The sequence below is a fragment of the Priestia sp. FSL P4-0332 genome, from assembly GCF_038005845.1.
Taxonomy (GTDB): domain Bacteria; phylum Bacillota; class Bacilli; order Bacillales; family Bacillaceae_H; genus Priestia.
In genome coordinates, this window is the sequence record NZ_JBBOUA010000005.1 from 24,323 (window position 1) to 47,500 (window position 23,178).

Below are 23,178 nucleotides of genomic sequence, written 5' to 3' on the forward strand. Positions count from 1 at the left end.
ATGGAATCTAGAGGAATGAAAAAATGGCGTCCATTCGCCACTATGCCAGAGCAATACATAGGGTTAAAAGAAATGATAAATAAGCAAGCAGAAGTAGCTCAACCTGTTTTAACAGACGAGCAAATGGAACAGATTAATTTCATCTTGATTGAAGCCTTACATACAAATAAACAAGTGTATCTTACATATTATAAGAGAGGCCAATGCATAACAGAGACAGGATTCATTCAGTTTGTTGATTCTCTCGGGGATTTATTTATTTTCATCGATGACGTATTTGAGTTAAAGAATAAAATGAGGTTAAGCGAGCTCATCGATGTTCGTTTGGCTTAGTTCCTGAAGAAATCGTCTACAAGAAGCATTTATTTTGGTGGAGGTACATTCATATACAATTTTAGAGTATACACGTTACAGGACGGTTCAAAGAGAATCATTAAACTAAAAGAAGGAGAAGCATTTAAAGAGGAACTCCAAAGAGCAGGTATTCAGGAAACTCAAATTTTCCAGATGCAACTAGTGGAAAAACCAGAGTGATTTTAACATGCCCATTTTATATGGCTGTAATTGTGTTAGTCTAAGAAAAGTCAAATAGAAAAGAGTGATTAACCTGGAAGAAATAAAGGAGCAAGAAATAGATCTTGATATTCCTGATTTCAAAAATTCCGTTACTATCGTTAAGTCTTCGGCTCTGGTACAAAACTATTTGATCGAGATGTAGAACCTATATGACCTTTTCAATTGCAGATTATCATGCAATTCCAAATAGCTTGTATATAATACAAGAAGTCCTTCATAAAATTTTGCAGCATATAAGTCAATAAAAAAAGCAACTCCAAAGGGTTGCTTTTTATCTTAAGAATAATAACCACAGGTATAAAAATAATTAATTTAAAATAAAGAGTTTTTACTCACACAGATATTATCAGTTTTTTAATGATTGTTCGAAACCAGTGCGCCAAGTTCGATAGAGAGGTTTCCAACCATATTCTGTTTTAGCTTTTTTGTTTGAAGCTCCACGCTCTCCTCGTTCACTTCCATCTTCTTTTTGAGGTTCTGGTGCGCCAATCGCAGAAGCGAAGACAGGAAGCCATTCTTTTCCTGAAGCCGGTTCGTTATCTACAACATTAATTGGACCACTTGGCCATTTTAAAGCCTCAACTGCAGCTTGCGCTGCATCTTCTACATGTAAGAATGAGATTACACTATCTGTTGCTTTCACTTGACCTTTTAATACCTGTTGACCAATCATTCCGTCTTTGTCATACCATGTACCTGGCCCATAAAGCAGTCCATACCGAAGAATAACGTATTCCGGTAATTCAGCAGCAGCTGACTCGAGAGATGCTACCCCATCGACATTTATTTTTCTAGGAGTTGGTGCTTCAAAATCTAAAGGTACATCTTCCGTTGCAGGAGTTTCTCCTGGTTCATACGTAAAAGCAAGACTTTGGGCAATTATTTTTTTTACACCTACAGCTTTACTAGCATCTACTAAGTTTCTGGTTCCAACAACTCTAATTTTAGCGTTATCTTCCAGGTTGACACTTCCTAGTGAAGTAAGCTGGTGGATTACAACCTCAGGCTGAACCTTTTGAAAGGCAGCAAGCACAGCCTCACTATTTAATGCATCTGCTTGTACAGGAGTTACACCTACTTCTTTAAGAAACTTGTTAGCTTTACTATCCTTTGTCATAGCGAATACTTCATGTCCATCTTTTACTAATTTAGGTAACATAAAACGCCCAATGACACCTGTTCCACCTGCGACAATAATTCTCATAAACTTTCGTCTCCTTTATTAAATAAATTCTACTTGGTTGCTAATCTCTTAGCAGCTTCTTCCACTTCTTCATACGCTTTTTCTATTACCTCATTTGGATCTAATACATTCGTTCCTTGTGCACGAACGATTTGATAATCTTCAATCCCAAGGAAATTAAACATTGATTTCAGGTATTTGTGAGAGTATTCAACATCTGTATACCAATCATTATTTGTATAGATTCCGCCACTTGCTTGGATAACAAGCATTCTTCGTCCGTCCTTAAGTAAACCCACTGATCCAGTTTCTGTATATTTAAACGTCTCACGTGCGATCATAATATTATCCATATAATCTTTTAACTTCGATGGAATATTAAAATTATGCAAAGGTAAAACAATGACATACGTATCTGCACTTTTAAATTGGTGTAAAACCTCAGACATACGATCCGTTACTTCTTTTTCTTGGCTCGTTAGTTCTTGTCCATTTCGTTGTTTTTCCCATGCACTTAAAACCGTGTTATCTACCATGGGTACTACATCACTGTATAGATTAATTTGTTCAATTGTCTCGCTACTAGGAATCAATTCTTTATACCTTTTCAAAAAGTGATGAAAAACCTTCAAGCTATATGAAGAAGTATCGTCTACTTTTGGATGTGCGTTAATAATAAGTGTTTTATTCATTTGTATTTCTCCTTTAATCTGCATTTTAATTAAAGACTGATTTAATCGTCGATTAATACGGTCTTTAATATAAACCTTATGATTATTTTTGTCAAATGAAAAAAATAATATACTGAACCAGATTTCTTCTATTTGACAAACACCCAAAATACTCCTAAGATACAATTTGATAACCCTTAAAACCAAAAGCAGGTGAGTTTATATGCAGTATAGCGTCGGGGTTGAATATGCATTACATTGTCTTGTTTATTTAATTGATACGCCTTCAAAAGAAAGTGTTGGAATAAAAGATTTAGCAGAATTTCAAGGACTTTCGGAGACATTTCTTTCGAAAGTTTTCGGTAAATTATCTAAAGCTGGTATTGTCAGTTCCGTTCCTGGTGTAAAGGGAGGATATAGATTAGCTAAGTCTCCAGAAGAGATTTCCTTTTGGGATGTAATACAAGCTGTCGAAGGACCCAAACCTATTTTCCAATGTAAAAATATTGTACAAAACGGTATATTATATCGAGACAAGAACTGTAGTTCCTGTGAATCCAGCAATTCTACTTGTACAATTAATTTGGTCATGCTTGAGGCAGAAGAACAGATGCGTGAATTTCTTCGTTATAAAACTCTTGCATGGTTAGATAAGGAACTTAACCATGTTTTACCTGAGAAACAAAGAACAGATACTCGACAATACTTCTCAAAAAAAAGCTCTAGCTAAATTGCTTTGACGATTTAGCTAGAGCTTTTTTTGTTCTTTACATTTATTTATACATGACAACAAGAGATTTCTGTATCGTTGACAAACAAGTCGGGGATTATAATCACTAGGAAAAAATAATACAAAGGAGGCTTATAATTATGTCCAAATCAGTTGTTGATCAGGCTTCAAAATCAGAGAGTAACCTCGACAGTCATGCTGCAGTCACAACAGAAGAACAAATAGATGTATTAAATCGATTATTAAAGCCTGAAATACAACAATCTCTTAATGTACTTATAGATAACTTGCCAAAGTTATCTGAAATGTTAATTGTGTTGATAAGAACTTACGATACGGCACATTCATTAGTAACAGATGATGTATTAAAAAAAGACACCGTGGGGGCAATGCAACAATTCATTGAACCATTAGAAGAAAATGTAAAAAACCTTGCAGCAAATGCAATCGAGGCGAAAGACCGAGCTGAAGCTAATTCTTCTACTATAGGTTTATTTGGGTTACTGCATATGCTCAAAGACCCGCAAGCTCAAAAGTTATTTAGATTTATACAAGCATACTTAGATATTACAAACGAGAAACAGAAATAACTTATAATGGAGGATGAACGATGTCGAAACATATTTTAATTTTGGGAGGCGGTTATGGCGGTTTATTAGCTGCCATGAAAGCACGTGAACATCTAAATGAAAATGATGCAAAAATTACGATGGTGAATCGCTTCTCTACGCACCAAATTATTACGGAATTACATCGTTTAGCTGCAGGAAGTATTTCTGAAAAGGCAGTATCTTTACCTCTTGATAAGCTTCTAAAAAACTATCATGTAGATTTGAAAATCTCAACGGTTAATGGTATTTCGCCAAACAAGCATGAAGTATCTCTGGAAGATGGCACAACGTTAACTTATGATTATTTAGTGGTAGCTCTTGGCAGTGAAACAGCCTACTTTGATATTCCTGGTTTAAAAGAAAATAGCTTTGTTCTTAAGTCTGTAGAGGATGCAAATCGTCTGCGTACTCATGTAGAAGAGCGTATTGCTGAATACAGTAAAACCAATAATAAAGCTGCGGGTACAATTGTGGTAGGAGGCGCAGGCTTAACGGGTACTGAACTCGTTGGTGAATACGCTGATCTAATGCCAAGTCTAAGCCTAAAATATGGTGTTGATCCAAAGGGAATTTCACTGTACTGTGTGGAAGCCTCTCCTACTGTTCTTGCAGGATTTCCTCCGAAGCTTGTTGAGCGAGCTTATACAAGTTTAACTAAACGAGGAGTTACATTTATTACTGGTACTCCAGTAACAAGAGTGGACGGGAAAATTGTCGAACTTAAAGACGGTCGTAAAATTGAAACAGAAACACTAGTTTGGGCTGGAGGAGTTCAAGGAAATTCCGTAGTTGCTAACTCCAATATGGAAGTAAGTCGCGGTCGTGTACTAGTAAATGAATTTCTCCAACCTCCATCTCAAGATGATATATTCGTTGCTGGTGACAGCGCAGTGGTCATGGGACCCGATGGGACTACCTATCCTCCTACTGCTCAATTAGCTTGGCAGATGGGAGAAAATATAGGTGTAAACTTGGCTATCTCCATACGTGGAGGTGTACTGAAGCCGTTTGTGCCTATTTTCTCCGGTACGCTAGCCAGCCTTGGACGTAAAGATGCAGTTGGCACAGTTGGTGAAAATAAAACAGAACTAAAAGGGGTACCCGCAGCACTTATGAAACAAGCAAGTGATGTTCGGTATTTATCACATATTAAAGGGTTATTTAGCTTAGCTTATTAATTTAAGTGTGCTGGAAAGAAGTAATACTTTTCTATTCGTACAAGTTCTTCTGCAGCAATTAAAAATGATTGCTAAACGACACTTATTTGAGTTTAGATAATGAAAAGAGAAGGACTTCCCTTCTCTTTTTTATTCACTCGTAGGTTCATCAGACTCCCCTTGCTTCTTTTTGCAGTCTTCTTTAGTCGTTTGGACACCTTCGATTTCTCGTCCATTTCATGAAAAAGATAAGCAAATAGGACAACCCCCAGCATATAAAAACCCAGCACTTCTTACATCACCATCTACCCCTTACCTACTGCGGTAAGGGTTCTTTATTATTTTTTGATTGGACAGGCAAGCTTACTGAAGTAGCTACATAGTATCTAAAGAATTGTTACTTCCTTACTTAACCAGTAGTTAGTTCAGTATCGCTACCGCGTTAATACAAGCTGTATACGCCTTGTGAAGCCTTTCGTAGAACCTGTAAGGGAGCTGAGCCGAAGAGGCGAAGGGGGCGACCGGATGTGTTGAGCTGAAATAACTGAGACATGAAAGGCGAAAAAATAAAAAGAATGAAAGTAGGTACCAACATGAGAAAAACACAATGGTTTGACTTTCGAAACTTCTGTCATAAATCTTCTTTAACTTCCTCCATAAAACCTCGTCCTTTTAAGACTTATTCGTTTGTTCCTTTTAGTCCAGTTGCTATGCTTGATCCCACTATTTTGACCCTAGGAGGCATTGTCTTAGGGATTGCTATCATCGAACGAATATTAGAGCGATGGGGTGTCATTGATCTTGTTGATCAGTTTGAAAAAGTGATGCGGTTTATCTTGCCTGTCACTTTTTATGGGGCCTTATTTTACTTCTTTGCGACATTTATGTTTTGAGGAGGGTTTTAGATGTTTGAGAAACTAAAATTGCGTGGAAAGCTTATTCAAGCGTTTCGTACAGCAGAGATTTATCGAGTCATAAAGCGTGGGGATCGTACCTCCTATCAATTTCCGAAGATCCATCAGATCGATCATCAGAACACCTACACTCGGTATGCTTTTTCCTTACTGAATGGCATTGATCCTGAACTTTTAACGAAAAAAAGATGGGCATTACGACAAGTATTAGGCAGCAATATTGAAGTGAATGGCAGCTTAAAGAACTTTAGTATTACTGTTCATCACAAAAGCCTACCTAAGATGCTCAATTATGATTATGAAGTCATTCATCCTCATATTGAGAAAATGGAGCTTCCTGTATGCATTGGTCAAGAAATCTATGGAAACCCCGTTTTATGGGATTTTGCGGATTTAGAAACGTTACTCATTTCTGGCGAAATTGGAGCCGGAAAAAGCAGTCTCATGCGTGTGATCCTCACAACATGGGTGAAATATGCCTCCCCTGAAGACTTGCGCTTAGTATTAGTCGATCTCAAACGAGCTGATTTGGGGCTGTTTCATGGGATTGAGCATGTAGATGCGCTTTGCTTCGAGGCAAAGGATATGAGAAAACCTTTTTCTTTATTACGAGCTGAAATGTATCGAAGAGGCGATTTACTGTTAGAGCATGGGTTCACACACATAAGCAGGCTTCCTTTTAAGCTGCCTCGGATTGTCGTGGTTGTAGATGAGATGAGCATCATCAAGAGAGAAACGGATCTTGTAGAGATGATCCAACAGTTTGCCAGCCAAGGTCGAGCACTAGGTGTTCATACGATTATTGCCATGCAGCGTCCTGATGCCGATTTGTTGAATTCCGCACTCAAAGCAAACTTACGGGTTCGGATCTCTGGAAGGCAGGCCGATGCCATAAATGCGAAAGTAGCCGGGGTAATCGGTGCGGAAGAAATCGATGCCGCAGCCAGGGGGCGCATGAAAATTAAAATTGACGAGGTGAAAGAGTTTCAAGCCTTTTTCTTAGATGAAGGAGCTTGTAAGGAAATACTTTCGCCTTATAAAACACGTGTGAAAGACCCTGAGCCGCAACTCGAAGTCGTGTCACAGTCTATTTTTGGGTTGTTAGAGAAGGAGGAGCAGCGATGAGTTTCCGTTTATCTCAACGTGATAAAGACATCATAGCGTTTATTAATCAATTTAGAGCCGTGGATCGAGACTCATTAGTTGACCTCTTCTTTAAACAACTGAAATCGCCCGTAAATGCATGTAATAGTGTGATGGTACGTTTATATCGATTAGGGGTAATTGAACGCACACAGCAGTATTCTCCGACCGTCTATTTGCCCGTGGATGCAAAGATTAAAAAGAACTCTCAAAAAATATTACATTTCCTTTCTATCTTGGATGTCTATAAACAAATGTGTACGTATACCCCACCAAAACAGCTCATTGTCGAAGATAAGCCTACTGGACGAAAAGGAGGTATTGAACCGGATCTCTTTTGTATTTTTAAAGGATCTCCGTTTTGGATTGAAATTCAGAGAAATCAGTATTCCGAACAGAAAATGCAAGCGAAGATCAATCTCTATGAGGAGTTTTTCTTTTCGGATGAATGGAAGGCATTGCATTGGCAGCCTGAGGACCGATCAGCGATTTTCCCTTCTGTCATTTTGATTACACCTGTTCGGTATGCTGTTCATTCTGAACATATTCGCATTATACAAGTAGCAAGTATTCATGAACTCATGGAGAAATACAAGGGTTCTGCGAAACAGCAAAGAGATGGAAAGCCAAGGGAATCAGCTTCTTCCGGTGGGATTAAAATTAACCTCACTTAATGATAAAGAATACAAAAAGCTATCTCGGCAGATAATGCCGGGATAGCTTTTTACTAGGATTGCTAATTATAAAGTACCAAAATATAACCGCAAGTAAACAATAGCACATTTTTGCCATAATGGCTATTTTTGGATGAATCGACATATGTATAAAGGGTAGTCTTTTTATACGCCTTTTCTTCACACACACCTGGAGAGATCACCGTCATATCAAAGGTGTATAAAAAGCTGCATATCCGATTAAAGGCGCCCACAAAAGAACCCTTTTCCTGTAAGGGTTCTTTTGCTTTCTTGCTTCCTTGAAGAGTGATTATGTTAACTAAAGTTGTATACTTTATACAGCCTAAAAACAGAAAAACTCCCCCAATGCGTTAAGGGAGTTTTTCTGTTTTTAGGAGTTAGCTAAGTGATGATTCATCCATCTTGAGTAGTTTGCTCAAGATGTTATTTATTATTCATTTTTATAATTATTAAATAAAAAGAAACAGACTTGTTAGGAAGTCTGCAACTGCAACAAGAAATAAAGCTATTTTATATACAACAGGTATTGTATATGATCCAACGAACTTTAGCAGTCTGCCCTGTTGAGAAGATTCTATACTTTATTGATCTTATGTTAACTAAACATGTCTACCATATACAGCGTAAAAACAGAAAAACTACTGACCATGCTCCAGTAGTTTTCTCTATGAATAGTGAGTAATTAGAAGTTGTTTTTGAAATCATATATTGACCTCTGGATTAGTTTGTTCAAGTTAGTAAGAACTTATGTATAGAGAAGAGAAAAACCTACTGTCTATGGGGTCAATCCCATGTTCAGTAGGTTTTTCTCTTAGCTTATTCATAGCACACAATGAAGGATTGAAAATGAACATCTCTCCATCTTTTCAATAGTCTGCTCAATTAGGATATAAATCATTCACATAAATATTTCACCAGCTATGAAACATTTATGTATAGAAAATGATACATCTTGTATTATTTTTGATACGAGATGTATCAAAAGCAGGCTTAAGTCTGCTCCTATAGCCTTAAAGGCTAATATATAGTTAAGAAAGACATATTAGTTTTTGTGAGGGTTCTTGATGTAGATTTTGAAACTATTTAACAGCTTCTGTCATAGACTGCGTGTTCAACTTTTTCAAGATCCTCCTTCTTTGATTCTTAATTGTGCACTCTTCTTTATGGAGAATATCTTGTATTTCTGAGATAGAATGACCATCAATAGAAAGAGCAAAGACTTCTTGTTCTGCTTGAGTTATTTGATTCATAAATACTTTCTATTCCAGGGTTTTACATTCTTTTTCTGCACTCTTTAGCCCAGCAACTTCATCAACTAAATCAGACGCCACACTCAAGATATTTTCAATACCCATTAAGAGTTTTTCAATAGTTTTTCGCTTTTATCCATGATAAGGCCCTCCTACTTTTTGAGGGCAACCTATGTTATAATAAAAGTCCGTTACGTACTAAGTTTTGACATGGGGGTGCTTTCCTAGCCGGGAAAGTGCCCTTTTTCATGTTATTTTGTTTGGACTTGGATTGTCTATAATTTTGATAGTAAACCCATTTCATTGACTAAGAAATAGCTGAGAAATACAATCGTTGGATTTAATTTATCTAACGAATGCTGTTTCGTTGTTGCTATACTAGGATTCGATGAGTTTTTAACGACTTAAATGTTCATCATGAAGAAGGAGAGAATTGAATGGTTACAACAAAAACCCCAAAAAAGGTTGCAGCAAAAGATCTAGAAACTGATACAACAACTCTTGAACAGCTAGCGTATTATCGGATATTAGCCCCACTAAAAGTTAGATCACTCTTATCTCATCTTAATTCAAGTGAAAAGAAATCTATTTCCTTTGATTTCAAAAAAATAAAAAATGAAGATTTAGATCCTTTACGTCACACATTTATAGAAGAGGTAGACAAACAGCAAACACGCTCTACTGAAACATCCGAAAACAAAGAATCTACGCATTACAAAGTAGATCTTGTTAACATGCAAAAGAAAGCTTTTAATTTATATGAAGGGATGATTCACGTATATGGTATCCCAGACGACGGGATTAAGTTACCAGTGGAGGAAGTTAAAATAGATGAGTTGAAAATTGGAAAAAACGAAGTCGTTTATATGAACAGTGAATCCACCCTTGTTACTTACCAAATCATTGAAACAGAGAAGGGATTCAAGGTCGTTATAGAAGATACTTTAACGTTGGATTTTGATAGGAGAAAGAAATCTGGTCTATTCCATCTAGAAAGAGTAAAAAGTCTCGGTTCCTATATGAAATGTTTACGATTACTAAACTATTACATACAGCGCAATAAGTTTCCCTTTCAATCTTTACAGTTATCTGGTGGAACATTAAATTTAAAGGGGCATCTCCAACAAATTGAGGAAGAGATTGAATCCTACAAAGAACTGAGAGATATTTGTACTCAAATTGGAATAAGTGAAAATTATATATTTGATGATAAGGAAGATTTCCCTTCCCTATTCAATGCTATAATCAATATCTTTAAAAATAAACAATATAGCTTACTAAATATTCATCAAGAAAAACTAGAAAAAACGGAGATAATCAATATTGAACTTTCCAAATATGTGAAACTAGCATTAGTGTATGCAGATGGATGTTTCCTTAACCTTTATAGTGAAGAAGCGTTAAAAATAACGAGTAGATATTCGTCTATAACAGATGTAGCTAGTAATCACGGGCAGGATACTGTTGAACCTGTTATGTTATCTGATAATCGGGAAAATCATGACCAAAAAGTAAGCATTTTCGCTTCTCGAAAAATTGAAGAAATGGTGAAAGATACAAACTTTGATTTTGACATAGTAAAATTATCTTTTGCCGATGAACATCATGATATACAAGCTGACTTAACAATTACTAGTTCTTTAGAGTATATAGACTTTTACGATAAATCCCATGATGAAAGCTATTTAGAATTTGCTCTTGATCTAAACCAACGATACTTAGCTAAGTATCCAGAAGATGATATTGCAAAGGTTAATATTTATATCATTAAACTCAAGCAAGGCCATGCATTATCAGAAGAGGAAAAAAATGATCTTTACAACATAACAGAAAGAGCAGAAATGAATAACGAGCAAACAATATGTTTTGCATGTGAAGTTTTGTTGAAAAATAAAGTAAAAGCGAAGAGAATATTTGCTACTCTTACTGGGAAGGAAAAAGAAGAAATCATGGAATTTCCAATTTACCGTTTTTATCAAAATTTGGAGTAGTATGCTCATTTTCTTCTGTATATAGCTTGCTAGTAAACTTTTATAAAAGCTCCTTTTTATAAAGTTCTTTGTCTTTAGTACAATAAATAAGCCCTACTTACCCACAATAGGGCTTATAAATTAAAAAAGTCCTCTACTTTCAGTTTTGGGTCAATTTTTTTTAAGACATTCATAATTTTCTTAATCGTGGTACCTGATGGGATGTAATTTGAATCATTGTAAATCTTGCTAACTGTTTTTCTATCCATCTTAGTTACTTTAACTATTTCCGTTTGATTATAGCCTTTGTTCATTAAGTATTTTCCTAATTTACTCTTTTGGGTTATCTTAGGCATAAGAGCACACTCCTTTTTATAAAGGATTGACACTTTCAAAAAAAATATTCATTTTAGGGAAAAAATTCCGCAATAAAATTTATTTATCACATATAATAAACTATAAAATAAACAATATATAAATATTACTTATGCAGAGTTAGAATAATGTCGATATTTTTGTCATAATCATATAGCATGAATACAGTTAAGACCGCCTTATACACTGATAAGTAATGGGCGGTCTTTGTTATCGATATTCTTTGAAATTGGACTTCACAAAAAAAACCTTTACCTAGAGGGAAAAGGTTTTTTTTTGTGAATATTAGATAACGAGATACCACCATTCTAGCAAATCATTTTTCAAAAAAGGTTTTTAACCACTTATAAAAACTCTTCTTTTGTTGTTGTGCTTTTTTTAACGCTCGAATTTCACGAGCCATTGAGATTAATTGACGTTCGCGTTCCTCGAATTTTGCATCGATATAGCTTTGTATCTCTTTTATTTGTGCTTCAAGTGGTTCTAAGATAAGGGTTTGTTTTTCAGTTGAAATGTTAGGTGGAGTGTCTAGTATTTGTACTAAGTTGAATTTTTTTGCAACGGTTATAACGGCTTTTTCTAGGGTCATTTCGGAATTGGCATACATTTTTTTTAGTTCATGAAAGATGGTAACATCGTCATTTGTATAAGCTAATCTACCTTGTTTTTTTGTAAACTGCAGACCAATTTTAGAAAAATGGAAGTTGTATTTTCGTATAGTCGATATGGGCAAACCAAGTATATCAGCTAATTCTTCGGTGGTATATGCTGCTTCTGCGGTTATGACTCTCAACATATGATCACCTCCTCTTATCAAGAGAACTATTCTAGGTATATACGTTAAAACCTTCAATTAATAAGAGAACGAGATATTATACCTTGTAATGCTATTGTTACTATAGTAATCGGTATTCTCAATTGAGGGTATATTATCATGTTTAGCTATTTACTAACGTCATAGATTAAATATTTGCCCTCTCCCCTCATCGTGATGGTTTTTTCTGATTCAGCGATGCATTTAGCTATATAAACATAAACTATCTAAAGAGATTAATCTAATAAATCATTAAATAGTGCTATCTTAATTTTAAAGTGTAATATCTACTGGATTTGAGTCAATAATTTAGATATAACAAAGTTGTCATGGTGCCAGATGAGCTAAATGTGGCATTGATAAATGTTAGAGTTTTATTTTTAGAGGATTAAATCTTTTGTGAAATAAAAATCTACTTTCGAATTCCTGTTTTATTTAGGGAATTACAAATCTATAAACTCGGAAATAAAACAATAATGATTCATTTCCGGTTTTATTAAATTTAAAACACTTTAGAGTTGTGTTTGTAAAAGAATAAATGAATTATCTTTTAAATTATTGATTTTTTGCACATTGATGTTTTCAATAATTTTACAGAATATTTGTTATAATCAAGCAATAAAATTCAGTTAAACATAAAATTAATCTTAAAATGATAATTAAAGCAATCATAAGTAAATTCCGATTTAGATATTTTTATGAAATTGATAAATAATTAAATAAAGATATTATTGTTTTCTATTATTTATTAGTTAACAAAATAAAAAACTAGGAATGATTTTTCCTAGTTTGAGAATAGCTTTTGCCATAATGTCTTCTTTTGATTTTGTTCTTTAATCAACTCTTTTTGAGTATGAGTAAATGCATTTAAAAGGTCTTCATCTCTTTGTTTTAATAACTCTTTTAGATTAGTATTTATCAGTTCTTCAAAATTCTGTTTGTTTTGATTTAACTCCTGTTCAGCTGAATTATCTTTTAGCGTTTCTTGAGTTTTTCTAATGTTTTCAAGAAGAACTTTATCACGTTTTTTTAGGCTGTTTTCTATGTATGCTTCTAAGTCTTTATTTTCTGTTTTCACTTCAATCATTTGCTGCTTTGTTGCTGCAATTTCTTTATTTGCAATAGCTAATTCTTTTTGAGTAGAAATAAGTTCCTTTGTTAGAAGCTCCAATTTTTCTGAAAGAATCCTGTTAAATTCTATTTGTTGGTTCTGACCTTCAATTAGGTGATCTATCTTCTTTTCTAATATAGACCGTTCTACGTGGTCATTAATAGTCATTTCTTCACCATTACGCCATTGTTTCACTTGATCCCAGGACCAACCTTGCTCATGAATTTTCTTCTTTATACTGTTAAGTGTCTCTAGATTCTCTTTTGTAAACCTTCTATGACCTTTTCCATAATCAGTGCCTGTCCACTCTGTAATAATATTGAATTCTTCGCACCATTTACGAAGCAAATCTCCAGAGATACTCAGTATATTTACCACTTCTTTTGGTAAGTACAATTTTTCAGACATAACTACACCTCCATATGTCAATTAATAATTAATATAATACAAGAATCATGCAATTGATTTTGAAGTGAAACGTACCATGGGATTATTAACGTAGATTCTAATAACATTGTTCTTATCTCATTATTGATTCTATATTAACTGCTAACTTCTTCTATGTAAATCTTAAAGCGATAATAATGTAATAACTAATTCCTGAATAAGATTATTGTTTTATCTTTTAATCAATAACTATCATTATTGATTAAAAGGAAACGGAAAAAACTCATTATTGATTTAATTATTGTTTAAATACATTTAAGTTAATCTTAAGTTCAACAAAAAATGCATTTTAACTAAAAAATAAATTCCTTTTTTATTCACAAACACGAATTCTTTTTTAAAGTTCACCTTAAGTTCAACTTGGATTCGGATATCAGAACATGCAGATGGGGTAATAGCTCTAAAATAGCTTCATTTAACTAATGATATATCAAAGATAAAATGATTAAGTTTAGCAGAGCCAAAAGGAAAGTTAAAGCATTCTTTTAATTTAAGGACGTATAATAATACAATCAAAAATGAAAATGAAATCATATAGTAGATGAGCTATATGTAGAAAGTGGCTTTCAAGATAAATAGACAGCAAACAACTATGAAAGGGGACACCTTATAGTTGTCTGCTGTCCATTACGAATAACTAGCAATTCTTAGCTAAAAATGCTTTATTTTTGATATTCATAGATAACAGGAACTTTCTCCATTTTAACGGTTTTGGCCACAATATAACGACGATAGCCATCTTTTAGGATCTTAGAGCCTTTCTCAATCGTTAACGGCTCATCTAAGTATCCTGTGCGCTTCACAAAATCAATGACCTTTTGCGTTTTTTCAGGATTTGGTCGTGTCTTTAAGAAGGCTTCAGGAACGATAATCTCATCAAAGCTCACGACATCCTGTATCCCTTTTGGCTGAGTTGGTAGCTGCTTCTGTTTTGGCGCAGCCTTTTTCTCCTGAATAGGCGTTTCTTTCGATTCTGATTGTACTGTTTCAGCTTCCTTTTTCTCTTCTTTTGCTACAGGCTGAGAAACAGGATCTTGTTTTTCTTCCTGCTTGGTATATTCACTGTTCTTCTGTACCTCAGAAGGCGCAGAAACCTCTTGTTTTACTTCTTTTTTATCTTTCGGCTCATTAGCTTCTTTATCGTTTTTACTCGGGAGAACGGTAATCTGGAAGCAGATGATGCCAATTTCCCCAGGGCACTCGTCAATGGGAATATCTAACGTTGGTTCCCCTTGAACTAAGATCTTTTCATGCATAATACTCTTTTTTGTCAGTCCGGTTTTATTGAAGGCTTTCTTGGCAACAAACACGGTATACGAAATAAACGTACTCTTCTTTAACCCTTTAGGCGCAGAAGGTGAACCTTTTTCTCGCATATCAAAGGCAACGTAACGGTCGTATTCTCGTAATGGTCCTGTCGCAGATCCTGTTAGGGTTATTTTATGTGGCATCGTGATCTCCTCCTACATAGAATTATATATTGATTATTTAGAAGTATGTTCTAAATAATAATACTCTTACTAAACATCAGCTTCTAAGGGATTTCTTCACTTTTTGATTACGAAACGGTGTCCTGTAATTGGGCATGTTTTTGTAATAAAGCTTGTTCTTCTGGTGTTAAAGCTTGTCCTAGATCCTGTTTCAATTGCGCCATTTCTAAGGAACTGTATGTAGTACTGTGCTCTTGGAGCACGTTTTCTTCTTCAGGCGTTAGTTCTTGCCCTAAATCTTGCTTTAATTGGATCATTTCAAGCTGCTCATCTAGAGAAAGAGTTGTATCTTGTGTAGACTTCTTTTGCTCCTGTTCAGCTTGTAACCAAGCAGGAACCAATTCCTTACGGATGATATGTTTAGGCGTAAATAGAGCTGTTTCAGCTTCAGTATGTATGTCTGACTCAGATGTTGGTTCTTCTATATTCCCTTTAAGTAGATTTGTAAATTGATTATAAGCAATTTGATAAACAAGACGACACATGTCATCCAGTGATAGGGGAGTACCCTTATGATTCGCTTCATGGACATATTTATCTAAGCCTACAATGGCTGTATAAGCGACTTCATGTACTTGCTCTTTCACAATCTCAATCTCTGTATCTCGTTTTACTGCTTTTGCAGCATTTTGAATACGAGCATAAAAGTCTTTAAGTTGATGACCATATTTCCCTGCGTACACATGATTTACTTTTTTAGGAACACCTTTGATATACGCAAATGACTGTGAAGCAGATATTAAATGATTATTTAAATGATTTTCAGGTAAATCAAGGTTAATAAAGGGGGACGATGCTTTTTCGCCCTCAAAGCTTGGTGCATCAACGTTTTCAGCACTTTCTGGACTTGTCACAGGACTTGTCACAGGAGTTGTCATTTCTTCTTTTTCAAGCGTTTGGACACCTGTTGTATCATGTGCAAAAAAGATCTCATTGCAAATCTGATTAAAATTCTTATGGCTTTTAAGGATAAACACATAGCTGTCAGGATGAGCGCCTGTTGTATCTTCTTTGATATAACGGGCCACGATCATAAACGGTGTTGCTTTTAACGATTTCACAAAACGAGAAACGGTACTTTGGGATACATCAAACTTTTCCATAAGTGTTTTGGAGTGAATCGCTTGAATACCTGTGGCAACAAGGTTATAAATCACGTAATCTAACATTTCCATACGTTTTTTAGGGAATACTTTATGTAGGGCTTCTTGTTGTTGTTTAAAGTATGTACGAAGGGTTTCTAAAAACGCCTCTTTCTTTTTACGAAGGGTAGGCTTTTCTTTCCATAACCATTTGAATCGTCCGTTGAAGGTATTTACATCTGGTAAATAGCAAGTCAATATCTTTGTCATTTGTTCATCTTCTCCTTTAAGGAACACAAAAAAGACACTGTTTCCCTGAAGAAAGGAAAACAATGCCGTGATTTTGATGAACTAAGCCCTTGAAATAGATGTCAATTTCATATAAAATAAAACCATAAGTTTTATTTTATAGAAAAACTAACTCTATTAACAAGAGACTTCGACAAGTGTTTTCCCTACCGTAACTAGGGGGAACGGTTTAAGAGTGGTGGTACACTACTTAAACAGTTGAAGTCTTTTTTCTATTCCGGTCATTTTTGTTAATTTAATTATAGCGTTAAGTCGTCTCATAATTCAATAAAAAATTAGCAAAATATATCAAAACAAGTATTTTTAGCTACGATCCGTTTGTTATTTCTTTAGGAGTTGACTTTATCATAGCTAAATTTGTGGAATTTAGGGAGGGGTATTTTTTTACCCCTCCCCAGATATTGAAAAGTATGTTATAATGCTGCATTTTTATAACGTTAAAGATCTGGTAATTTGTACACTTTTAATGATAAGAGTAAATAGCTATTCTTGGTAGGGTGATTTTTTCTAGTCCTTTTTTGGTAAATGGGGTGAGGAAAAATCACCCTATTCAATATGCTCATAATATGATATAGGTGGCTTTTAACTATAGAGGAAGAAGGATAGTTTTGGACTAAAAGATCGTACAGGAGTCTCCTTTATTAGCTATATATAAGTTATAAATTGATCTTAAGTTAAACTCTTATGGTTAGATTTAACAATGGAGAAGTAAACGACTTGGAGTTAGTAATAAGTAATGCGGCGCTATATAGTTCATTTAATTTTTACTGTATTGTTTGCGAGAGGGAGGAGGGAAGCGTATATTTTATCTTTTTCTTTATGACGGCTCTAGGAGGTTCTTACGCTTTGTATAAGCTTCTTTAATGTCTTTTTAATAGTTTTACACTTTCTTTATTCTCAGAAGCTCACGATGGCTTTTTGAACTTAGCTACTACAACTCTTCATCTCACTATAGTATAAAAGCAGAAAAAGCAGGCTAAGGCCTGCTTTTATAACCTCTAACGTTAATCTTCAAATAAATGGTCCATTTCTTCTGCTGCTTCCCGTTTTCTTTTTTCCCTGAACTGCATTTTTTCTTCTTGAATCTTGTGTAGCGCAACTCTTTTGGCCTTCTTAGTAGCTTCTGTTTCATTGAACTCTGTGGACTTAAACTTTTGAATATTTAATTGGTCGTATAAGTTATTAACTAGCTCTAGTAATATTCGAGTATCTATTTGTGTATTCTTTGTCGTTTCTTTTATCTCACTTAACTCATCGTCTAAGTACTGGTAAAATCCATTTGCTCTTTTCAGATAAGCCTGACCTATTGCGTCAATTGTAGCAGTATCTAAAAATGTTTCATCAGGCTCATTATTTTTTAATCGTTCATACTTTCGAATGATATCTGCAATGGCATCCCCTGGAAAACGATAGCCTCTTTCTTTCATATGTTTATGAAGATATTCATCAGCCTCTTCACTTAAAGAAATCATTCTTCTGTGTTTACTTGCTGTCATTTTTCTTCATCCTCCCCAAAGAGTTTATTGAATGTACGATCCATATTTGTCATCGCATCTGAGCATCTTTGCATTATATCTATCGTTCGATCATACAGATCATCAATAGCTTGTTCTTGTTTTTCTACTTCTTTCATAATGGATAATGTTTCGATTTGTTCTTTTAAAAAAGCTTGTCTAGAAAGACCTTTCTCTTTAGCTAAACGATCTACTTTACTCACAGCAACCGGACATACATTTCTCACTTTAATCTCCATGTTTGTTCTCCTTTTCTGTGTTTTTATTGCATCAACATAAAAAGCGTAAAAAACATCTTGAAGAGCATAAGGGGTTTTTGCCCCCACAGGGTGTGTGGGGCTAGGCAGAGCCTAGCTTCACCGTGATACCACGAAATTTGCTTAGGTGGACGTCTTAAGGTTCCTTTCTGAGTATATAGTGTGGATATAAAGTCCCCTTTACAGGTGACTTATCGTGTATATTCTGATGATGTGAAGTCCCTCTGAAGGTCACGTCAGTTTATCGAGATTGAAGAAGTTTTCTTGGTGATTCGTACTCTAAATGTTGAAATTTTTTAACGGCTTCTTTCATAGAGGATACACCTAATTTGCGTATAATAGTTTGTCTTTGTGATTTGATTGTGGCTTCTTCTTTAGACAGAATTAACTGCATTTCCCGTCCAGAATATCCATCTAAAGCAAGCTCAAAAACTTGTTGTTCAGCAACGGTAAATTGATTGAGAAATACTTTTTCTTTCAGGATTTTGCATTCTTCCTCTACACGTTTTAGTCGAGCAACTTCATCAACTAAATCAGATGCCACACTCAAAATATGTTCAATTTCCATTAAAAGTTTTTCACTTTGATCCATGATAAGACCCTCCTGTTTTTTGAGGGCAACCCATGTTATAATAAAAGTCCTTACGAGTTCTACATGGGGTGCTTTCCTGGCAGGGAAAGTGCCCTTTTATTTTATTTTTTCCCTTACTTCTTTGAATCTTTAAAGAGTTCTTTTTCCAAAAGTTGAACAAGAAATTCTTTTTTGCTCACACCTTCTTCAATACATCTCTTTGCAAATTCTTTAAACAACTCTTCGGGAATATCAGCATTTAAACGCTTAAATCCAGACGGTGTTTTAGTCATATAATCCCTCACACTCTTCAAATACAAGTCACTCAAATGAGTGACTTGTATTTAGTTTAAAGGATATAATTACCATTGTCAATAACTTTATCTTATTTTTCAAATCTAAAAGTAAAATATCATTTACCTATATTTGGATATTTGTTGCGTGAAGAACCTGCTATAATGGCAGTGTCAAGAATGAGGAGGATTATAAATGAGAGAAAGGATAAAACAAATTGTTTTAGAATTAATTAAGAAGAGAGAGGATAATGTCTCATTCGCCGAGATTGAACGCACATTGGAACGAAAAGGTATAAGTTATAAAGGTGATTACAGTATTCATATGCCCAGCAATCAAAATGTAAAGCTGTGGGTAGGGATGTCTGAAGACTTCTGTAAGGCTATCTTAGAATTAATGTTTGATGATCGAGCAATCATACCTCAAAATGTTCCGAGTACACTATATATATTTGATGGTAAAGTGCCAGACTATCCAGTAGCTGAAAATCTATACCATACGTATGAAACGGAAAGGTGGATCCCTATAGCTTTTGCCCTGGGAAACCTATATGAAGAGTGAGTGGAATTAAGAGAGAGGGGCTTGTTTATTTAAATATAGAAGAAAAAAATAACACTTGTACAAAATAAACTCCCACAGTTTTTTTATTTGCCTTTTTTAAAGGGAGGGAACATAATGAAAAAGGATGCTTTTTCAAATAAGCATAATACGAATTATACATATATGAAGAAGTATAAAACCATAGGTGAATAAAAAAGCCAGGCTAGTTACCACTAGTCTGGCCTCTTAAGATTACATGTGCATTGAAATCGAAAGATATTCTCATTATATCATATCTCAGCTATTTAATAGAAAAACGATAATGACTTGGAAAATAACATTCAGCCTGCGTAAATTATAATAAAAAAGGGTGCGTTTCCTTTAAGAAACGCACCCTTTTTCGAAATTAAAGTATTGGTTAAACGTATTATAACATGTTTTGCTCCAAAAAGGTAGGGGGATTTTGTCATAAACAAAGTGCGAAACGTAGACAAATACGCATTGATCATAGATAGGGGATTCTGACGTAAAAGTGTTAAAATGTTGAAAAAGCACCTCTGAACGGGTGCTGTAAATTAAACTAGTTCATCGTTCTGGTTTTTTAGGAACTTACTTTCTAACTCTAATTGTTTCATTCGTCGTTGTAATTCTAAATTCTCTAAGTCTTGTTCTAACTCAGAAGGTAAATCAGTTTGTTCTTTAGCATTCCTCATTAGTTCTCTAGTAGTTGCCAACTTCTTTTGTTCTTTTGAATTCATATTAACAGCCCCTTCCTTGTGACTTGCTAGATTCGACATGGCAGATGAAATATCCTGTAAAAAGACATTTACTTAGAGATGCGACAGCAGTACAATACAAAAAAACATCCGTTTAGATAGGATGTTTTTATTCTACTCTTATTTCGTTTTCGTCTTTATAGCCTGCTCCTGGCGAGCTTCAATTTTTTCTTCAATCTTTTCCATAACCTTTTTATCTTCTAGTATTTCATGTCTGTTTTCATTGACTAGTTTTTGAAAAGAGGGTTTTAACTTTCTCATAATGGCACTTCTTTCTTACTGTTTAGTTTAGTCCGTAGACAAGTATGATTATAACGATTAAATGGGATAAAGCAATTATTTACTATCATAAAATGAAGAGTAGAATTCTTATTCTTATAATAGTCAAATTAAGAAGAGTAAGGTGGTTGCAACAGTCCATACCTTTTGTATTAGGGTTCTATTTCCGTTATTTGCTATCGGTATACCTATGTGTTATACTCCAATTAACTTATTTTTGTTCGGTATATTGAGAAAAGAAAAAACCCTAATTAGAAGTTTTTATCTTGAAATAGTATGTTTGGGCAAGATTGGTAATACATTTGTGGAGTATTCCACAGCAGGAGGCAACATTATGACACAAGGTACAGTAAAATGGTTTAATGCAGACAAAGGTTTCGGTTTCATTGAAATCGAAGGCGGAGACGATGTATTCGTTCATTTCAGTGCTATTCAAGGTGAAGGTTTCAAATCATTAGAAGAAGGTCAAAAAGTTACTTTTGATATCGAGCAAGGTCAACGCGGAGCACAAGCTGCTAACGTTCACAAAGCATAATTAAAAGTAATCACAAAAAAGACTCCTGTAAAGGAGTCTTTTTTTATGGTTTTATAGTTAGAATACCGTGATTTATCTACTATCAGTTAAATAGAAACCCCAGGCTTTAAAAAAGCCTGGGGTTTAGTCAAGACGATCGATACAAGGTTAACTAGTTATAACATACAATAGAATTAGAAAGCAAATATGAACAAAGACTTTTTTATGTATAGGTAGTGTTTAATCTTTCTAAAAGCATAGGTTTATATTATCTTCTATGGGGGTTACGGGGGATTTTATCAATAAGGCGTTTTTTAGCCTCCATCTGACTTTTACACAAAGGACATTTCTGGTGACTATCGTAAGAAAAGTCTTTCCTCATCCACCCTTTACACTCTTCTACTGTACATTCCCAAATTTCTGTTTCTTCTTGAACCGGAGGTTCTTGATTTCTTTTGTTATAATACATACTCATCACTACTCCTCTCTTTATAAGTATGCCTTATAAAGAGAGCATAAATACTTTATATCTTTTATGTCGTTCATATTTTACTAGAATCAATCTCATAGTTGAAAATAAGAGTAAACAGGTGGAACATGAATAGTGTGGAACATGAATAGTAAAGTATAGCAATTCATGTTTGGAGAATACTTGTTACGGTGATGTGTAAAATACAATGAGAATAAAAAATAATGTTTTTTAGAAAAACTATTGACGTTTCATTTGATATGTTTTATTATTATAAAGCGTCGTTGAAACGACAACTTGTTTTACGGAATATTGAACTTTGAAAACTGAACAAAGCGACAAACGTCAACGTTAATTTTTATTTTTTAAATGAGCAAGTCAAACATTTCTTCGGAGAGTTTGATCCTGGCTCAGGATGAACGCTGGCGGCGTGCCTAATACATGCAAGTCGAGCGAACTGATTAGAAGCTTGCTTCTATGACGTTAGCGGCGGACGGGTGAGTAACACGTGGGCAACCTGCCTGTAAGACTGGGATAACTTCGGGAAACCGAAGCTAATACCGGATAGGATCTTCTCCTTCATGGGAGATGATTGAAAGATGGTTTCGGCTATCACTTACAGATGGGCCCGCGGTGCATTAGCTAGTTGGTGAGGTAACGGCTCACCAAGGCAACGATGCATAGCCGACCTGAGAGGGTGATCGGCCACACTGGGACTGAGACACGGCCCAGACTCCTACGGGAGGCAGCAGTAGGGAATCTTCCGCAATGGACGAAAGTCTGACGGAGCAACGCCGCGTGAGTGATGAAGGCTTTCGGGTCGTAAAACTCTGTTGTTAGGGAAGAACAAGTACGAGAGTAACTGCTCGTACCTTGACGGTACCTAACCAGAAAGCCACGGCTAACTACGTGCCAGCAGCCGCGGTAATACGTAGGTGGCAAGCGTTATCCGGAATTATTGGGCGTAAAGCGCGCGCAGGCGGTTTCTTAAGTCTGATGTGAAAGCCCACGGCTCAACCGTGGAGGGTCATTGGAAACTGGGGAACTTGAGTGCAGAAGAGAAAAGCGGAATTCCACGTGTAGCGGTGAAATGCGTAGAGATGTGGAGGAACACCAGTGGCGAAGGCGGCTTTTTGGTCTGTAACTGACGCTGAGGCGCGAAAGCGTGGGGAGCAAACAGGATTAGATACCCTGGTAGTCCACGCCGTAAACGATGAGTGCTAAGTGTTAGAGGGTTTCCGCCCTTTAGTGCTGCAGCTAACGCATTAAGCACTCCGCCTGGGGAGTACGGTCGCAAGACTGAAACTCAAAGGAATTGACGGGGGCCCGCACAAGCGGTGGAGCATGTGGTTTAATTCGAAGCAACGCGAAGAACCTTACCAGGTCTTGACATCCTCTGACAACTCTAGAGATAGAGCGTTCCCCTTCGGGGGACA

At 35.4% G+C, this 23,178-nt stretch carries 25 protein-coding genes and 1 rRNA gene (1 of these 26 running past the window's edge); 11 read left to right on the forward strand and 15 right to left on the reverse strand.

The window, feature by feature from the left end; translation table 11 throughout:
- Positions 1-333, forward strand: a complete 333-nt coding sequence (locus MKY06_RS29585; RefSeq protein WP_116299413.1) for a YolD-like family protein — start codon at positions 1-3, stop codon at positions 331-333.
- A gap of 589 nt (positions 334-922) precedes the next feature.
- Here the strand turns inward: MKY06_RS29585 and MKY06_RS29590 are convergent.
- A complete protein-coding gene (locus tag MKY06_RS29590) occupies positions 923-1,780 on the reverse strand; it encodes an NAD-dependent epimerase/dehydratase family protein (RefSeq protein ID WP_116299412.1) in 858 nt (285 codons plus the stop codon).
- Between the two features lie 29 nt (positions 1,781-1,809).
- Complete coding sequence (locus tag MKY06_RS29595) at positions 1,810-2,451, reverse strand: FMN-dependent NADH-azoreductase (RefSeq protein ID WP_116299432.1); 642 nt, start codon at positions 2,449-2,451, stop codon at positions 1,810-1,812.
- Positions 2,452-2,653: 202 nt separating this feature from the next.
- Here MKY06_RS29595 and MKY06_RS29600 point away from each other — a divergent pair, with 202 nt between their 5' ends.
- The 6 genes from MKY06_RS29600 (at position 2,654) to MKY06_RS29625 (ending at position 7,659) form a co-directional block, all read left to right on the forward strand.
- A complete protein-coding gene (locus tag MKY06_RS29600; RefSeq protein ID WP_078082386.1) occupies positions 2,654-3,160 on the forward strand; it encodes an RrF2 family transcriptional regulator in 507 nt (168 codons plus the stop codon).
- Positions 3,161-3,300: 140 nt separating this feature from the next.
- Positions 3,301-3,750 (forward strand): DUF1641 domain-containing protein, encoded by a 450-nt coding sequence (locus MKY06_RS29605; RefSeq protein ID WP_078082387.1) that lies wholly within the window; start codon positions 3,301-3,303, stop codon positions 3,748-3,750.
- A 20-nt stretch (positions 3,751-3,770) separates the two neighbouring features.
- Positions 3,771-4,949 carry an NAD(P)/FAD-dependent oxidoreductase gene (locus MKY06_RS29610; protein ID WP_078082388.1) on the forward strand — a complete coding sequence of 393 codons (1,179 nt, stop codon included), beginning with the start codon at positions 3,771-3,773 and terminating at the stop codon, positions 4,947-4,949.
- Between the two features lie 572 nt (positions 4,950-5,521).
- On the forward strand, positions 5,522-5,821 hold the full coding sequence (locus tag MKY06_RS29615) for a hypothetical protein (RefSeq protein ID WP_098980004.1): 300 nt from the start codon (positions 5,522-5,524) through the stop codon (positions 5,819-5,821).
- Positions 5,822-5,851: 30 nt separating this feature from the next.
- The gene (locus MKY06_RS29620; RefSeq protein WP_340962223.1) at positions 5,852-6,967 is read left to right on the forward strand and encodes an FtsK/SpoIIIE domain-containing protein; all 1,116 of its coding nucleotides are present in this window, start codon (positions 5,852-5,854) and stop codon (positions 6,965-6,967) included.
- Positions 6,964-7,659, forward strand: a complete 696-nt coding sequence (locus tag MKY06_RS29625; RefSeq protein WP_116299410.1) for a hypothetical protein — start codon at positions 6,964-6,966, stop codon at positions 7,657-7,659. The genes MKY06_RS29620 and MKY06_RS29625 overlap by 4 nt, the downstream gene beginning before the upstream one ends.
- A 1,100-nt stretch (positions 7,660-8,759) precedes the next feature.
- Here MKY06_RS29625 and MKY06_RS29630 read toward each other — a convergent pair.
- A complete protein-coding gene (locus tag MKY06_RS29630; RefSeq protein ID WP_098278409.1) occupies positions 8,760-8,930 on the reverse strand; it encodes a LuxR C-terminal-related transcriptional regulator in 171 nt (56 codons plus the stop codon).
- A 437-nt stretch (positions 8,931-9,367) separates the two neighbouring features.
- Between MKY06_RS29630 and MKY06_RS29635 the strand changes: the two genes are divergently transcribed.
- Positions 9,368-10,921: a hypothetical protein gene (locus MKY06_RS29635; RefSeq protein ID WP_055991830.1), complete on the forward strand. Its 1,554-nt coding sequence runs from the start codon at positions 9,368-9,370 to the stop codon at positions 10,919-10,921.
- A 113-nt stretch (positions 10,922-11,034) separates the two neighbouring features.
- Here the strand turns inward: MKY06_RS29635 and MKY06_RS29640 are convergent, their stop codons facing one another.
- The 9 genes from MKY06_RS29640 to MKY06_RS29680 form a co-directional block, all read right to left on the reverse strand.
- Positions 11,035-11,256, reverse strand: a complete 222-nt coding sequence (locus tag MKY06_RS29640; RefSeq protein WP_053487940.1) for a helix-turn-helix domain-containing protein — start codon at positions 11,254-11,256, stop codon at positions 11,035-11,037.
- Positions 11,257-11,591: 335 nt separating this feature from the next.
- Positions 11,592-12,071 (reverse strand): MerR family transcriptional regulator, encoded by a 480-nt coding sequence (locus MKY06_RS29645; RefSeq protein WP_340962226.1) that lies wholly within the window; start codon positions 12,069-12,071, stop codon positions 11,592-11,594.
- An 802-nt stretch (positions 12,072-12,873) separates the two neighbouring features.
- On the reverse strand, positions 12,874-13,608 hold the full coding sequence (locus MKY06_RS29650; RefSeq protein ID WP_116299409.1) for a MerR family transcriptional regulator: 735 nt from the start codon (positions 13,606-13,608) through the stop codon (positions 12,874-12,876).
- Positions 13,609-14,309: 701 nt separating this feature from the next.
- Positions 14,310-15,098: a plasmid stabilization protein gene (locus MKY06_RS29655; protein ID WP_098526786.1), complete on the reverse strand. Its 789-nt coding sequence runs from the start codon at positions 15,096-15,098 to the stop codon at positions 14,310-14,312.
- A 107-nt stretch (positions 15,099-15,205) separates the two neighbouring features.
- Positions 15,206-16,489 (reverse strand): replication protein, encoded by a 1,284-nt coding sequence (locus tag MKY06_RS29660; RefSeq protein WP_258304299.1) that lies wholly within the window; start codon positions 16,487-16,489, stop codon positions 15,206-15,208.
- A gap of 1,043 nt (positions 16,490-17,532) precedes the next feature.
- Positions 17,533-18,024, reverse strand: coding sequence for a hypothetical protein (locus MKY06_RS29665; RefSeq protein ID WP_055991816.1), 492 nt, complete (start codon positions 18,022-18,024; stop codon positions 17,533-17,535).
- Entirely contained in the window at positions 18,021-18,281 is a 261-nt protein-coding gene (locus MKY06_RS29670; RefSeq protein ID WP_098278997.1) for a hypothetical protein, read from the reverse strand. The genes MKY06_RS29665 and MKY06_RS29670 overlap by 4 nt, the downstream gene beginning before the upstream one ends.
- 259 nt (positions 18,282-18,540) lie before the next feature.
- Positions 18,541-18,891 (reverse strand): LuxR family transcriptional regulator, encoded by a 351-nt coding sequence (locus MKY06_RS29675; protein WP_098278996.1) that lies wholly within the window; start codon positions 18,889-18,891, stop codon positions 18,541-18,543.
- 113 nt (positions 18,892-19,004) lie between these two features.
- The gene (locus tag MKY06_RS29680) at positions 19,005-19,163 is read right to left on the reverse strand and encodes a hypothetical protein (RefSeq protein WP_155404447.1); all 159 of its coding nucleotides are present in this window, start codon (positions 19,161-19,163) and stop codon (positions 19,005-19,007) included.
- Positions 19,164-19,359: 196 nt separating this feature from the next.
- Here MKY06_RS29680 and MKY06_RS29685 point away from each other — a divergent pair, with 196 nt between their 5' ends.
- Positions 19,360-19,725: a hypothetical protein gene (locus tag MKY06_RS29685; protein WP_055990988.1), complete on the forward strand. Its 366-nt coding sequence runs from the start codon at positions 19,360-19,362 to the stop codon at positions 19,723-19,725.
- A 554-nt stretch (positions 19,726-20,279) separates the two neighbouring features.
- Here the strand turns inward: MKY06_RS29685 and MKY06_RS29690 are convergent.
- A complete protein-coding gene (locus MKY06_RS29690; protein WP_053487948.1) occupies positions 20,280-20,462 on the reverse strand; it encodes a hypothetical protein in 183 nt (60 codons plus the stop codon).
- Positions 20,463-20,600: 138 nt separating this feature from the next.
- Positions 20,601-20,741, reverse strand: coding sequence for an FbpB family small basic protein (locus MKY06_RS29695; RefSeq protein WP_081113382.1), 141 nt, complete (start codon positions 20,739-20,741; stop codon positions 20,601-20,603).
- Positions 20,742-21,093: 352 nt separating this feature from the next.
- Here MKY06_RS29695 and MKY06_RS29700 point away from each other — a divergent pair, with 352 nt between their 5' ends.
- Positions 21,094-21,294, forward strand: coding sequence for a cold-shock protein (locus tag MKY06_RS29700; protein WP_013056497.1), 201 nt, complete (start codon positions 21,094-21,096; stop codon positions 21,292-21,294).
- A 247-nt stretch (positions 21,295-21,541) separates the two neighbouring features.
- Here MKY06_RS29700 and MKY06_RS29705 read toward each other — a convergent pair whose 3' ends face one another.
- Positions 21,542-21,742 (reverse strand): cold-inducible protein YdjO-related protein, encoded by a 201-nt coding sequence (locus tag MKY06_RS29705; RefSeq protein WP_053488574.1) that lies wholly within the window; start codon positions 21,740-21,742, stop codon positions 21,542-21,544.
- A 387-nt stretch (positions 21,743-22,129) separates the two neighbouring features.
- Between MKY06_RS29705 and MKY06_RS29710 the strand changes: the two genes are divergently transcribed.
- Positions 22,130-23,178, forward strand: a 16S ribosomal RNA gene (locus tag MKY06_RS29710) (it continues 503 nt past the right edge of the window).